This window comes from Rathayibacter sp. AY1B7, assembly GCF_002932735.1.
GTDB lineage: Bacteria > Actinomycetota > Actinomycetes > Actinomycetales > Microbacteriaceae > Rathayibacter.
In genome coordinates this window covers 88,828-103,039 of the sequence record NZ_PSWK01000006.1, presented here as the reverse complement: position 1 = coordinate 103,039, position 14,212 = coordinate 88,828, and the positions used below count along the sequence as shown (strand labels likewise).

Sequence of the window (14,212 nt, the reverse complement as noted above, 5' to 3'; positions counted from 1 at the left end):
CCCGCAGGAGGCGCCGATGCCGCTCGATCCGTACCTCGCCGCCCGGCTGCCCTTCCTGGCCGGCCTCGCGTATCCGCTCGACGCCGAGCAGGCCGCCCGCATGGCCGCGTTCGAGGAGGATCCGGGGCCCTGGTCGCTGCCCGAGGGGATCGACGTCGTCACGGAGACCGCGTCCGGCCCGCACGGACCGGTCCCGCTGCGCGTGTACTCGCCCGCCGCGCCCGAGCGCGCTCTGCTCTGGGTGCACGGAGGAGGGTTCGCCGCCGGCAGCGTCGACATGCGCGAGTCGCACGTCGTCGCGGCGGAGCTCGCCCACCGGGCGGGGGCCCGGGTCGTCTCCGTCGACTACCGGCTCGCCGGCCCCGACGTCCGCTACCCCGTCCCGCTGGACGACGTGCACGCCGCCTGGCGGCACCTCCGCAGCACGGAGTCCGGATCCACGCCCGTCGCGATCGGCGGCGCGAGCGCGGGAGCGGCCCTGGCCCTCGGCGCGGTCCTCCGCGAGCGCGACGCCGGTGCGCGGCTGCCGGAGCACGTGCTCCTGGCCTACCCCTTCGCCCACTTCCCCAACCCCGCCGTCGACGACGCGATCGCGGCCGAGCTGCGTGAGCTGCCGCCGGTCCTCCGCTTTCCTCCGTCGAGCATCGAGGGCATGGTGCGCACCTACCTCGGGCGGATCTCCGACCTCCCCGTCGAGGCGCTGCCCGGCTCCGCGCCGCTGGCGGGTCTGCCTCCGGTCACGGTCCTCGTGAACGAGTACGACGAGCTGCGGGGGTCGGCCGAGTTGCTCCTGCGCCAGCTCGCGGAGGCGGGCGTCGCCGTGACCGGGCACCTGGCCGCCGGCATGCCCCACGGGCACCTCAACCGGACGCCGGCGCTGCCCGAGGTCGACCGCTCGCTGCATCTCTTCGCCGCCCAGCTGCGCGCGATGGGCTGAGGCGCTCTGCCCCGTCCCGTCCCGCTCTGCCCCGCTCAGCTCAGGCGCGGTCCGCACCGTCCCGCTCAGGCGCGGTCGTGCAGGGTGACGTGGTAGCCGTCCGGGTCGGCGAAGGTGAAGGTGCGCCCGAACGGGCCGTCGATCGGAGCCGCGACGACGGGGTGCCCGTCGGCGACGAGCGCGTCGTGGATCTCCTGCACGCCGGTCGCGTGCAGCCAGATCGCGGCGCCCACACCGGGGCGGGAGGCGGAGTCGAGGTCGGTGCCGGGCGCGAGGTCGCGCAGGGCGAAGGCGATCGGAGTCGTCGTGAAGACGACGGCGTGCGGCGGGCCGGCGGGCGAGCGGACCAGGCCGAGGTACTGCTCGTAGAACGCCTGGGACGCCGCGAGGTCGCGGACCTGGAGCGAGACGAAGTCGGGGCCGGTGACGGGCATGGGGTTCCTCCTCGGTTGTGTCAGCTTTCTGACACACAGGAGCGTATGTCAGAATTCTGACATGAGTCAAGACGGCATCGACCTCGAGACCTCGCTCGGCTACCTGCTCAAGGAGGCATCGAGCGCGCTGCGCGCGGCGATGGAGGCCGTGCTCCGCCCGCTCGGGATGACGGTCACCCACTACTCCTGCCTCGAGCTCCTCGCCCAGCGGCCGGGCCTCTCCAACTCGGAGCTCGCGCGGGGCGCCTTCGTCACCCGGCAGTCGATGAACGTCCTGCTGCAGACTCTGGAGCGCGACGGCGTCGTCACCCGCCCCGACGCGGCTCCGGTCGGCAAGGCGCTCCCCACCCGCCTCACCGAGCGCGGACGCCGGAGCCTGGCCGAGGCGTCCGCCGCCGTCCGCGGGGTGGAGCTGCGGATGCTGGAGGGGCTCGCGGAGGAGGAGCGGCAGGCGGCGGCGCGCCTGCTCCGCGGAATGATCCGGTCGCTGCGCGCGGACGACCGCACTTGAGGGGGCCGGCGATACGGCGTACGGGATCTTTGTCGGCGTGTTCGCGGGCGCTCTGGTGTTCCCGATCGTTCGCGGCGATGATCAGCCAGGACACAGGTGTCAGCAGAGACATTCGGAGCACCCCCTTGAGTGCGGAGAACGCTTGAACGGCGCACGCGAGAACCGCCAAGGTCTCTCCCTCTTCGTCACCGTCTCGAACGAGCCGTCCGCCGACACTCTCGCGCTCGCTGCTTCCTGCCCGCGAAGGATGCGGTGGGCGCACGGGCGTCTTCGACCGCTTGTTCGATACTGATCGCCTGGGGACGGCTGCTCTCACTAGAGTCGTGGCGTGGGACGCGAGCTGCAGCTGGGTGAGGCTCTTGCGCGGGTGGAGGCTCTCGGATCGTCGCTGGTGCGGCTCACCAGTGAGCAAGCCGTCAGGGCTGAGATCCAGTCGACCGCTCAAGAACTCTGGTCACAGCTCGCCCCTCGCGATCGTGCCGCGCATCGGAAACTCGGCGCGAGGGTACTGGTAGAAGCGGCGGTCGCGTCCTGGAAGACGAACAGTCGACTCGTGGCGCTGTCGTTGCTCCGGCAACCGGTGCGTCAAGGTCCGCCGCCGCTCAGTTTCGTGGGGATGTCAGATTCCGAGGCGAGGAGTCACCTCGGGGAGCGTCACCGCGAGAAGGAGCGATCTGCCGAGGTTGTTCCGCGACCGCCCAAGCTCTTGATCATGTCCGCTGGGGAGAAACTGGCCTTCGGCTCGTTGGTCGAACCCACGACCCCGCCGAGGTTGGATGGACCGGTCTGGCACCGCGGTCCGGACTCAGGACCCGGCGGCAACTACGGCTATCCGCGGAGTCTGGCAGCATCCACGAACCAGGACCGGCCTTGGAGAGAGGCTGAGCGGGAGGTCTGGCGCTGGCTGATCCGCCAAGGCGTTGCACGTGCCCGGTTGGGACGCGGATCCAGGGACGGAGGGATCGATATCGAGTCCGTCGATCTCATCGTGCAGGTGAAGTATCAGACGCGACCGATTTCCGAACCCGCGGTGCGAGATCTGTGCGGCGCATCGATGATCGATCAGAAAAAACCAGTCATTGTTTCCAAGTCCGGCTTCACCAGCTCTGCTTTCGCGTTTGCAGATCGGTCGGGAACCGCACTCTTCCGCTACGAGCCGGATTCACCCGAACCGATGAATGCCCATGCGAAGACCCTTCTGATCCGTCTAGGTGAGAGAGCTGTGCAGTGATGGTCGCTGAGTTCGCGAGGCACGGCTGTCCAAGGTTCTCCGGATCTCCGGGCTGATGCGTCCTGAGGCCGCGCTGTTCCGCCGTCTGTAGGAACGGGCGCCGCGCGCTCGCCGGTACGGTCGCGCTCATGGCAGCAGGAGGAGCGGTGCGCCCGCTCGACGTCGGGATCATCGGCGGCTCGATCGGCGGACTGTTCGCCGCGGCCCTGCTCGTTGGCGACGGGCACCGCGTGACGGTCCTCGAGCGGTCGGCGACGGGGCTGTCGCGGCGGGGAGCCGGGCTGGTGGCCCAGCAGGACCTGATCGACCTCCTGCACGCGATCGGCCGCGACGACGAGGCGCGGGTCGGCGTCGTCGCGCACGAGCGGATCACCCTCGACCGCTCCGGGCGCGTGATCGGCCGCGACCCCTCCCCGCAGACGCAGGTGTCGTGGGACCACCTCTACGACACGCTCCGCTCGCGGATCCCCGCCGACCGCTACCTCCTCGGCCATGCCGTCGCCGGGGTGCGCCCCTCGGTCGGGACGGACCCGGTCGTCGTCGAGCTGCGCGACGGGAGCGGCCTGGATTTCGACGTCGTCATCGGAGCCGACGGCCTCGGATCCGTCGTGCGCGCGGCGGTCGCGCCCGAGGCGCCGGGGAACCGCTACGCCGGCTACTCGACCTGGCGCGGGCTGATCCCGGAGTCGGCGCTCCCCGCCGAGGCCGCGGCGACTCTGCTCGGACGCTTCGCCTTCTACACCGCGCCCGGCGAGCACATGCTCGGCTACCTCGTCCCCGGACCCGCCGGCGAGGTGGAGCCCGGCCGCCGGCGCTACAACTGGGTCTGGTACCGGCCCCTCTCGGAGGACGCCCTCCGCGGAGTGATGACGGCGTCCGGCCGTCCCCCGGAGAGCGTGTCCCTCGCGCCCGGCGATCTCGCCCACGATCTCCGCCGCCGGCTCGAGGAGGACGCGGTCGACCGCCTGCCGCCGCCCTTCGCGGCTGCCGTCCTGGCCGAGTCGCAGCCCTTCCTGCAGGCGATCGTCGACTACGTCCCGCCGCGGACGGTGCGCGGCCGGGTCGCCCTCCTCGGTGACGCCGCCGTGACGGTGCGGCCGCACACGGCCATGGGCGCGGCCAAGGCGGCGGGCGACGCGCTGGCCCTCGCCGCCTCCCTCGCGCGGCACCCGGTCGACGAGGCGCTCGAGCGCTACGAGGCCGAGCGGCTCCCCGTCGGCCGCGCCATCGCCGAGTACGGCAGGCGCCTGGGCCGCTCGACCCCGCTGCTGTCCGAGTGACCGCAGTACCGCGCTCCTGATCGATCCCGGACGTCCGCAGTGACCACCGCCTTCCCGGTGACGAGGCGCCACTGCGAAAGAGTGCGATCGGGAGCGAAGAAGAGGTCTCCGCTGGAAGTCCTCAGCTGAGCCGAGGTCCGTGCTCGTCACGAGTTCATCCGCCGCCCCCGCCTGGCCGCTCCCCGCCGTCCGCCGCGCGTCCCTTGCTCCTCGACCGCGGAGACGGCACCCTCGGGTGACGGCCCACGGCGAAGGAGACGCATGGACGACGACGGACTCCTGGCTGCGCTGCTGCGGGGACGGCCGGCGACGCTGGCCGACGCGGCGGAGCTGACCCACATCGACGAGGCCGAGGTCGCCGCGGCGATCGAGCGGCTCCGCGGCCGGGGGCTCATGGGCGGCGAGGGCGAGCAGCTCGATTTCCCGGCGCCGATGGAGTGGGCGGCCGCGGCCATCGCCCGGCACACCGAGTCGGCGCGGCGGGCGGGCAGGGAGTCCCTGGACGGGATCGAGCGCGTCGTCGCGGGCCTGCCGATGCTGCTCGGCGCCTGGCGGGTCGGCGAGGACACGTCGGATCCCGTGCCGACCCTCCTCCGCCACGGGCCGCACGCGTCCGAGGACCTCTGGTTCGACCTGGTGCGCCGCGACTCCGGCTCGCTCGTGGCGGTGCTCCCGAACGTGGAGCGGTTCCTCGATCCGCCGACGGAGCGGGCGATCCGCTTCGGGCACGCGCTCGCGGCGAAGGACCGGGTGCGCGTCATCATGCCGGCCGCCGGCGCGCGCGACCCCCGGGTGCTCGCCCGGGTGGAGGCGTACCAGGCGGCGGGCGTCGAGTACCGGCTCCTCGAGAGCCCGCCGAGCTGGTTCTGGGTCGACGGCGACCACCTCGCCGTCCCGTTCGAGTGGGGCGAGACGAAGCCGACCAGCGTGCTCGGCGTGCGCCATGCGGCGCTGGCCGGTCTGGTCGAGTCGTACTTCGAGGTGCTGTGGCGGCAGGCCGCTCCGATCGGAGCCGTCGACCAGAGCTGGCTGCCGCTGCTCCGGCTGATGCGCCAGGGCGTCACGCTCGAGACCGCGTCGCACCGGCTCGGCATGAATCCGCGGACCGGCCGCCGCCGCGTGGCCGCCGCGATGGAGCACTACGGAGTGGCGACGCTCTTCGCGCTCGGTACGGCGTGGGCGGCGGACTCGCGCACCCGCGACGGCGACGCCGGTGCCGGAGAGCCGGTGCTCGATGATCCGGAGGCGCTCGAGCCGGGAGCGCTGGACGACGGCGAGATCGACCTCGCCGAGACGGTGCCGCGCGATTGAGCTCCCGCGGGACCGAGCCGTGCGGCCGACCCCTCGACGCCTTCGGGTGGCAATGAGGAGTCGGCCGATGCGCCCGCCCGGGCACCTCTCCAGTGTCCGGACGTGACCACAGCGGGGACAAGAGCCTGTAGCGGACACGTCCGGAAGAGGACACCGCACCCGGGAGCGGATCGCGGGCGCTCCCGCTCGGAGGCGGGCGCGTGCCAGGCTTGCCGCATGGATCTCGAGGTGCGGCCGGGGCTCGTCGTCCCCGCATCGGAGCTGCAGTGGCGGTTCTCGCGCTCCTCTGGGCCCGGCGGGCAGCACGTGAACACCTCCGACAGCCGCGTGCAGCTCACCTGGAGCGTCGAGGAGTCGACGGCCCTCTCGGACGAGCAGCGCTCGCGCCTGCTCGAGCGCCTCGGGCGGCGGCTCGTCTCCGGGGCGGTCACCGTCACGGTGGCGCAGGAGCGCTCGCAGCTGCGCAACCGCGAGACGGCCCTCGAGCTGCTCCGCGGGATCATCACCGCGGCCCTCGCGCCTCCCTCCGCCCCGCGGCGCCCGACCCGGCCCACGCGCGGCTCCACCCGCCGGCGGCTCGCCGCGAAGCAGCAGCGCTCCGAGACGAAGCGGCAGCGCCGCCGGCCGCCCGGCGACTGAGCGGAGTCGCAGGGTCCGCCCGGTGGGTGCTCCAGGCCGCGGTATCCCGGTCGCGCCGGACCCGGCTCAGGGAGTGAAGAACGCCTCGATCGCCGCGGTCAGGGCGACCAGGTCGTCCACGTGGGCGAGCTCGCGCGCCGAGTGCATCGAGAGCAGCGGCACTCCCACGTCGACCGTGGAGATGCCGAGCCGGGTCGCGGTCAGCGGGCCGATCGTGGATCCGCACGGCACCGAGTTGTTCGAGACGAACTCCTGGTACCCGACCCCGGCGCGCTCGCAGACGCCCGCCCACAGCGCCGCACCGCGCGCATCCGTCGCGTAGCGCTGCGTCGCGTTGATCTTGAGCAGCGGCCCCTTCCCGGCGACCGGCTGGTTCGACGGGTCGTGCTTCTCGGAGTAGTTGGGGTGCACGGAGTGGCCCGCATCGGCCGAGAGGCACCAGGAGGCGGCGATCGCCCGGGCGCGCTCGTCGACGCCGGCGCCGAGGGCCGTGCCGATGCGCGAGAGGACGTCCTCGAGGAACGGCCCGCTCGCTCCGGACCGGCTCGCCGAGCCGAGCTCCTCGTGGTCGAAGGCGGCGAGCACGCTGATGTGCGCGGGCGGCGCCGCGGGATCGGCGCTCGCCGCGAGGAGCGCGACGAGGCCGGCGTGCACGGAGCTGAGGTTGTCCATCCGCCCGGCGGCGAGGAACATCTCGTCGAGCCCGAAGCGGCGCGGCGCCTGCGTGTCGGCGGTGAGCAGGTCGTAGCCGGCGATGTCGGAGGCGTCGTCGAGCCCGGCGTGCGCGGCGAGCAGCTGGAGCAGGTCGACCTCGGAGGCGTCGCCGATGCCGAACACGGGGACGGTGTGCTTCTGGCGGTCGAGGGTGAGGCCCTCGTTCGCCGTGCGGTCGAGGTGGATCGCGAGCTGCGGGATCCGCAGCAGCGGGCCGGTCCGGAGCAGGCGCGTCGAGCCGTCGCGGGTGACCACGCGCCCGGCCAGCTCGAGCTCGCGGTCGAGCCAGGAGTTGAGCAGCGGGCCGCCGTAGATCTCGACGCCGGCCTGCAGCCAGCCCTTCGAACCGATCGTCGGCCGGGGCTTGAGCATGAAGCCGGGGGAGTCGGTGTGGGCGCCCAGGATGCGGAAGGGCGTGGTCGCCCCGGAGCCCTCGGGCAGGTGCCAGGCGATGATCGCGCCGTCGCGGACGACGTAGTACCGGCCGGGCCCCGCGGGCCACGCCTGCGTCTCGTCCAGCCCCGTGAATCCGGCTCCCTCGAGGCGCCGTGCCGCCTCGGCGGCCGCGTGGTACGAGGAGGGGGAGGCGGTCAGGAACTCGGCGAAGTCGGCGATGTGGTCGTCACGCGTGGTCATCCCTCCAGTGAAGCACGCGGCGCGGCCGGGACGGGGAGGGTGCCGGGGGAGCCCCTGCGGCGGCCGTCACGGCCGGGCAGGGGCACCCCGGGGCGGAGGGTCAGCGCCGGGTCAGGTCGACGTCGGCCTCCGCGGCGATCGCCTTGATCAGCGCCGAGGCGTTCTCCCCGCCGAAGCCGGCGGCCATCGCCTCGTCGATGTAGTGGCGGGCCGTCGCGACGCCGGGGACGGGTGCGCCGACGCTGTCCGCGTAGGCCTGGATCAGCCCCGCGTCCTTCTGCATCAGCGCGAGGGCGAAGGACGGCGAGTAGTCGCCGGCGACAGCCTGCTCGACCCGCTGCGGGCATCGCACTTCCCCGTTCGAGTCCGCGACGGCCGAGGACGCGGTCATCACGGACGCGGAGTTCAAGTCAGTTGCCGCGGATCTGATGAACATCCGCAGCACGATCGGGTACGTCTCGAGCAACCTCAACCAGCTCGCCCCTCGGTGGCGCCAGCGGGCGAGGGCTGATGCGCAGAAGTTGTGCGCGGGAAGAGGTGCTGAACCGCTCGTCGCCGCGTGAGGAGGGGGCGACGAGCGGTTCAGCGCTGGTCTTTCGGGTGTCGTTAGCGCACGACTCCGTCGATCTCGAAGCTGTCGAAGCTGCCGGCGAGGTACGGGTCGGGGAACTGTGACTTGCCGAGGAAGTTGCCGCTGGTGCGGCCTAGGTCCTTCGGAGCGAGCGGCATGGCGGTGTTCTGCCCGACCTGCACTCCGTTGGCGAAGATCGTTCCCGTCGTCGTGCCGTTCGTATTCGCCTTGAAGGTCACCTTGATGTCGGTCCACTGCCCAGCGGGCATCGTGAAGTTCGTCGAGATCCGTGTCTCCGCTCCATTACCGGAGGTCGTGAGGGCGAGCCCTAGCTTCCCGTCAGTCGACTTCGGCGTGAGGAACACGTACTTCTGGGTGCTGCTGCCGAAGTCGAACAGCCGGCTGAAGGTGGAGATCGAATCGACCTTCACCCTCATCGAGATGGTCAGGTCCTTCGAGCGTGACAGGATGTCCGACGGCAGCTGGGCGAAGGCCCCGTCGCTTCCGTTCAGCCGCAGCACGCTCGCCGTGCCGTCGGTGGCGGTTGCCGCCGTCCCCTTGAGCGCGAGCGCGTTGCCGTTGCCGGAGGCGTCGGGGACGGTGCCGTTCGACGATGAGTCGAAGGTGTAGGTCACCCAGTCGGCCGGGAGCGGCTGCAGGGCTTGAACGGTCACGGACACCGTGTCGGTGGTCGCAAGGACGCCGTCGCTTGCCCGGAGTGCGAACACGTAGCTGCCGGCGGTACTCACCGACGCAGACGTGCGGCGAGCAGTCGGCGACGCGAAGGTCGCGGTGGCACCGGCAGGAGCAGACTGCACGCTCCACTGCGTCGTCAGGGTTCCGTTCGGCGAGCCGAGTCCGTCGTCGGAGGCGGATCCGCTGAGCTGGATCGGATCGAGTCCGAGGGACAGCCCGGCCTGGTCGGGTCCGGCGTTGACGGTCGGCGCCGCATTCGCGCCCGGGGCGGTCGAGACCAGGTGGACGATGTACGTGCTGCCGGCGGGCGCATCGAACGGGACGCGGACCGGCGCGGGAAGCGTTCCCGCGAGAGAGGCGGGCCGGTAGACGTTGACGGTGCGCTGGCGCACGCCGTTCACGATGACCGCGTAGCTGCCCTGCGCGAGGCCGCTGACCTCCGCGATGCCGGAGTGTGCGGTGCCGGTGCGGTTGAGCATGTCCAGGCGCAGGTCGGCGCTGTTCGAGCCGACGATCGCCTGCGAGTAGGCGTCGTTCTCGAGGTCGACCGACAGCTGCTGGGTCACCAGGTTGAGGCGGCGCTGCAGGCCGTCCTTCGGGATGACGGTGGTGGAGTAGGCGTCCCGCGAGACGTCCGCTCCGTATCCGACGACTCCGAAGATGGGGTCATCGGTGACGACGTCGGCGCTGAGGGTCTGCAGGGTGCCCCACAGTCCGAGATCGCTCTCGCCGGTCATGCCCCGCCAGCCGTTGTTCAGCTTGACGTTCGCGCCTCCGCCGACCCCGAGGGTGCCGAGGTTGCCGCGCTCGGCCTGGTACGACCACGATGCGGCTCCGATGTTGGCCGGCGCGTTGCTGATCTGGCCGGAGTTGATGGTCGCGAGTCCTGCGACCTTGCCGGCGTAGTTCAGGCGCTGCAGCTCGGCGCGGCGCGCGGCGGTGATGGCCGTGGTTCCGGTCTCGAGTGCTGCGGTGTGGTTGATGTAGTCGTCCATCGTGTAGCCGGCGAGGGAGGCGCTGTACTGGAACTGCCACCAGTTCTCGCCCGTGATGGTGGTGGGGTCGGAGTACCAGTACCAGACGGGCATGCGTCCGCGGGCGGCCTCCGTCTTGGCGACGATGTCGCGCATGACGCGCAGGGCGTTCGTCTTGTCGTCGTTCACATTGAGCTTGGCGAGGGTGTAGACCGCCTCCTCCCCCGTGTTGTCGTAGCTGTACTCGGAGCCGTAGGGGTAGGCGTTGGAGGAGAAGTTGGCGTACTTGATCGCCATCTTCGCTTCGATGTCGTTGGCCTGCGTGTCCAGTCCCTCGGCGCGCAATGCGGCGATGAGATCGGGTGTCGAGAGCTCACCCATGAGTCCGGTCTCCCAGTTGTAGGCGACGGGTCCCTCGTAGAGCTCCTTGAAGATCCCGTAGGCCGTCGTCAGGTACCACTGAGCGGGGTGGGCGTAGGCGATCGCGGAGGGGTTCTGCTTGGCGATGTTGTACATGCCGAAGAACGTGTTGTAGACGTGCGGGTAGGCGTAGCCGCGGTAGCCGGGCGTGGTGTTCAGGCTGCCGGGCTTCCCCTGCTCCCAGAAGTCGTAGACGGTGTACTTCGGCGCGGCGCTGGGCGACGTGTTCCCCATCAGGTTCTCCCAGACGGCCTTCTGGAGGTAGTCGTCGAGGGCCTTGATCTGGGTGGCGTCGGGCAGGGCGACGAGCTTCTCCGCGAGGAACTGGCCGTGCGGGAGTCCCCAGTCGTCGCCGAGCCCGTAGTAGCCGGCGTACTCGTTGCGGCGGCCCTGAGGGGCGTTCGTCGTGGTGGCGAGGCTGCCGTCGGGGGCGTTCATCATCCAGTCGTCGAAGGTGTAGTTGCGGATGTCGCTCGCGGAGAGTCCGTCGGACGGCTTCCACTGGGTCTTCTCGACCATGAACTTCGCATGCGTGTCGAGGAGTCCCGCGACACTGTCGATCACGGAGAACTGGAGGACGGACTGCCGCGCGGCGCCGGTCTGGTCCGTGTACGAGACGGTGACGTCGTTGGCGCCCAGCTGCGTGCGGTCGAAGGTCATCCCGTAGATCCGGTAGTCGCCGTTGCTCCGGGAGAACGTCACGACGGGGTTCGTGGGCGCTGACCCCTTGAGGTCGTTGCGGTTGCGCGCGGTGACTGACGTGATGGTGCCCTTGATCCGGAACGCCATCTCTGCGCGCCGGTCGATGGGCACGATGAGTCCGGGGACGACCGTGGTGTCGAGCAGCCCTCGATCGAACATCGTCTGCTTGAGTGCTGCGTCGTCATCGACCTTGCCGATGCGATAGGTGTAGCTCTTCGTCGCGCCCGGCGCGATGGCGACACTGGTGGAGCTGAGGTAGCCGCGGTTGGTCTTCTGGATCGCGGTGGAGTGCGGGTAGTAGATGTTGAGGCCCTTGATGTTCGAGCTCTCGTTCGCCGAGTTCCAGGCCCAGGAGGTGTTGCCGACTTCCTCGGTGCGCCAGCGGTCCTGGTACTCGAAGCCGGAGCCGGATGCGGTGTCGGCGGTCATGGCGATGAACGGGCCCTGGCCGCTGGGACGCTCGAGAGTGACGTAGGAGCCGTTCTTACCCACGTAGGAGTGTGTGAGGACCCGGGTCTCGTAGATCGAGTCGCCCTGCCTCCATAGCTCGTTGCCGGGAACGGGGACACCCCAGTCGCCGATGACGAGCTGCGTGGCCGCGGTGTTCTTGACGTCCTGCTTCCAGACCAGGGAGCCGTCGGAGGCGAGAGAGTACGTCTCGGTGACGGTGAAGCCCTTCACGCCTTCCGCGTCGGTGGAGTTCTGGTGGGTGACCGTCACACTGCTCGACGTCGCCGAGACGGTGCGGCCGTCGGCCGACTGGGAGGTCCACGCGGTCTTCCAGGGGTTCGCGCCGACACCGGTGGTCGACACTGCTCCCGTGCCGTTCGCGTAGGAGAACATCAGGTTCCCGAACCACTGGCGGTACTTGCTGTTCGTCTCGCGGGCCTGCTCCGGAGCGCTGTCCGGGTTCATCAGGTATTCGGTGTCGTGTAGGTCGCCGACGATCTTGAGCGACTGCATCGACCCGTCCGCGGCGAAGCTCGCGCGGATCTTGTCGGAGGCGAGCGTGTAGGGGTAGCTGGTGGCGGCGTCGGCGGTCTGGCCGACCACCACCGATCCTGCTGCGGCGATGACGCCGATCGTGAGTGCCGCGAGCAGCCGAGAGGCTCTGCGTGAGAGGAGGGACATGTCCTGCCTTCTTCGTCGAAGTGCGGATGCGGTGACCGGCGGCCGCCGCAGAGGAGCGAGGATCCGCCCGGCGGTGGGAGCTCGCCCGGGAATCAGGAGTGGTTCACGGGAAGCCAGATGCGCATCGACACGGGACCTCGGGATCCCCACGACCGGTACGGGGTGAGCGCCACGGTCAACGGCCGTCGGTGCGGGGTTCGAGGGATTCTGGAGAAGGGCCATTCGTGCTCGTCGCGTTCGGCGACGCTGCCGGCGAGCGTCACACGCCCCTCTCGTGCGATCGGGACCGCTCCGGCGTCCAGGGCGATGTCGTCGACGTGGGCGCCGGCGGGGAGGTCGACGGACTCGAGGCAGAGGATGTCCGGTCCGTGCTGGACGGCGACGGTGCCGCGGGTGGCATCGATCCTCTCGTCGGGCTGCACGAGGACGGGTTCGAAGGGGAGGTCGAGTTCGATCCGGTCGCCGACGCGGAAACGCCGTTCGAGGTGGAGCGTGCCGTGGAACGGTCCGGTCGGCGTCTCGGCAGCATCCCCGTCGGCGGAGACGACGACGACGTCCGCGTTCGTCGCCCAGGTCGGGATCCGCAGCGTCAGAGTCCACGGCTCGACGGGTGTGCGCGTGATGGTCACGGCGACTCGCCCCCGCTCCGGCAGGTCGCTGGAGACCTCCATCGAGACGTCTCCCTGGAGGAGAGCGGCGGAGATCGTGGCGGACGCGTACTGGTGCAGCTGCACACCCTTCGCATCGGTGGTGGCGAGGTAGCCGGACAGCGAGGCGAAGGTGCGGGCGAGGTTGTTGGGGCAGCAGGCGACGTCGAACCACGCCGCCCGCTGACTGGAGTCCGCGCGCTTGGACTGCTCCTCCGGGGAGGACGCGACGCCAGGCTCGCGCCGGTGGAGGGTGTTCGCGTAGAAGAAGGAGCGGCCGTCCTCGGACACGGCGGTGGCGATGATGTTGTGCAGAGTGCGTTCGATCAGGTCCGCGTAGCGCGGGCGGCCGGTGGCGAGCAGCAACCTCCACGAGAGCATGATCGAGCCCACGCCGGCGCAGGTCTCGCAGTACGCGCGGTCGTTGGGTAGCTCGAAGTCGGCGCCGAACGCCTCGTCCTGGTGATGCGAGCCCATTCCACCGGTGATGTAGGTCCGGCGTGCGACTGTGGCCTCCCACTGCCGCTCGACGATCGCGAGCAGCTCGGCGTCATCAGTGTCCACGGCGACGTCGACCACCGCGGACGTGAGGTAGAGGGCGCGCACCGCGTGTCCGCGGAGGACCTTGGCCTCGCGGATCGGGACGTCGTCCTGGAAGTAGGCGCGACCGAACTCGACGTCTTCCAGGCTCTGGTGACCGCGGCGGTCCAAGAACACGCGGGCTTGCTCGAGGTAGCGCTCCTCCCCCGTGGCGCGGGCGAACTCCGTGAGCGCGACCTCGATCTCCGGATGTCCGCAGACCGTCTGGCGGCCGTCCGCCCCGAACTCCGAGCAGATGTGGTCGGCGAGACGGCGCGCGGCCTGCGTGAACCCGTCCTCACCGTGGGTGCGCAGTCGCGCGACCGCGGCCTGGAGGAGGTGTCCGGCGTTGTACAGCTCATGGCCCCACTCGAGGTCGCTGTAACGCTCAGCCTGACCGTGCCGGCCGAAGCGGGTGCCGAGATAGCCGTCGCTCTCCTGCGCACTGACGATGCGGGCGGTGAGAGCGCGGATGATCGATTCGGTCTCCGGGTCCTCACGTCCGGCGGTGTGCCAGCAGAGCCCTTCGAGGGTCTTGTAGACCTCGGAGTCGGCGAACTCGCGTCCGCGACGGCCTTCGGCGAGTCCGCCCCCGACGGCGAGCTCGAAATTGCGCAGCCATCCGGCGCGCTCCAGCCAGCCGAGGTTGTGCTCGAAGGTGGCGGTCGCGTTGACGGCGACCCGACGTCCCCAGAACCCCTCCGGGTCCAGCTGGACCCGGTCGATGGCGAGGGGTGTCAGGGTCCCGGCGGCCGGGTCAACGGGCAGGGCTGGGGAGAAGGTCATGACGGGATCTTTC

At 70.7% G+C, this 14,212-nt stretch carries 11 protein-coding genes; 6 read left to right on the top strand and 5 right to left on the bottom strand.

The genetic code is table 11. The features are described from left to right. Positions 1-16 precede the first annotated feature (16 nt). Positions 17-937 (top strand): alpha/beta hydrolase fold domain-containing protein, encoded by a 921-nt coding sequence (locus C5C95_RS05270; RefSeq protein ID WP_104323962.1) that lies wholly within the window; start codon positions 17-19, stop codon positions 935-937. 65 nt (positions 938-1,002) lie between these two features. On the opposite strand, the gene C5C95_RS05265 is transcribed toward C5C95_RS05270, so the two are convergent. Beyond that, positions 1,003-1,371 carry a VOC family protein gene (locus C5C95_RS05265; protein WP_104225857.1) on the bottom strand — a complete coding sequence of 123 codons (369 nt, stop codon included), beginning with the start codon at positions 1,369-1,371 and terminating at the stop codon, positions 1,003-1,005. A gap of 61 nt (positions 1,372-1,432) precedes the next feature. Here C5C95_RS05265 and C5C95_RS05260 point away from each other — a divergent pair, with 61 nt between their 5' ends. From C5C95_RS05260 to arfB, 5 genes are all read left to right on the top strand, one after another. Continuing rightward, positions 1,433-1,882, top strand: a complete 450-nt coding sequence (locus C5C95_RS05260; RefSeq protein ID WP_104266509.1) for a MarR family winged helix-turn-helix transcriptional regulator — start codon at positions 1,433-1,435, stop codon at positions 1,880-1,882. Between the two features lie 328 nt (positions 1,883-2,210). Continuing rightward, a complete protein-coding gene (locus tag C5C95_RS05255; RefSeq protein ID WP_146087052.1) occupies positions 2,211-3,113 on the top strand; it encodes a restriction endonuclease in 903 nt (300 codons plus the stop codon). Between the two features lie 128 nt (positions 3,114-3,241). Then, the gene (locus C5C95_RS05250; RefSeq protein ID WP_219814743.1) at positions 3,242-4,393 is read left to right on the top strand and encodes an FAD-dependent monooxygenase; all 1,152 of its coding nucleotides are present in this window, start codon (positions 3,242-3,244) and stop codon (positions 4,391-4,393) included. Positions 4,394-4,654: 261 nt separating this feature from the next. Beyond that, positions 4,655-5,704, top strand: a complete 1,050-nt coding sequence (locus C5C95_RS05245; RefSeq protein WP_104225861.1) for a hypothetical protein — start codon at positions 4,655-4,657, stop codon at positions 5,702-5,704. Positions 5,705-5,920: 216 nt separating this feature from the next. Further along, complete coding sequence (gene arfB, locus C5C95_RS05240; protein WP_104309199.1) at positions 5,921-6,343, top strand: alternative ribosome rescue aminoacyl-tRNA hydrolase ArfB; 423 nt, start codon at positions 5,921-5,923, stop codon at positions 6,341-6,343. Positions 6,344-6,409: 66 nt separating this feature from the next. Here arfB and C5C95_RS05235 read toward each other — a convergent pair whose 3' ends face one another. The 4 genes from C5C95_RS05235 to C5C95_RS05220 form a co-directional block, all read right to left on the bottom strand. Beyond that, positions 6,410-7,693, bottom strand: coding sequence for a M18 family aminopeptidase (locus C5C95_RS05235; protein WP_104323959.1), 1,284 nt, complete (start codon positions 7,691-7,693; stop codon positions 6,410-6,412). Positions 7,694-7,793: 100 nt separating this feature from the next. Further along, positions 7,794-8,084 (bottom strand): NAD-binding protein, encoded by a 291-nt coding sequence (locus tag C5C95_RS05230; protein ID WP_258072629.1) that lies wholly within the window; start codon positions 8,082-8,084, stop codon positions 7,794-7,796. A 215-nt stretch (positions 8,085-8,299) separates the two neighbouring features. Then, positions 8,300-12,187 carry a DUF5695 domain-containing protein gene (locus C5C95_RS05225; protein ID WP_104323957.1) on the bottom strand — a complete coding sequence of 1,296 codons (3,888 nt, stop codon included), beginning with the start codon at positions 12,185-12,187 and terminating at the stop codon, positions 8,300-8,302. Positions 12,188-12,279: 92 nt separating this feature from the next. Then, on the bottom strand, positions 12,280-14,199 hold the full coding sequence (locus tag C5C95_RS05220; protein WP_104225865.1) for a glycoside hydrolase family 127 protein: 1,920 nt from the start codon (positions 14,197-14,199) through the stop codon (positions 12,280-12,282). Between the last annotated feature and the right edge of the window lie 13 nt (positions 14,200-14,212).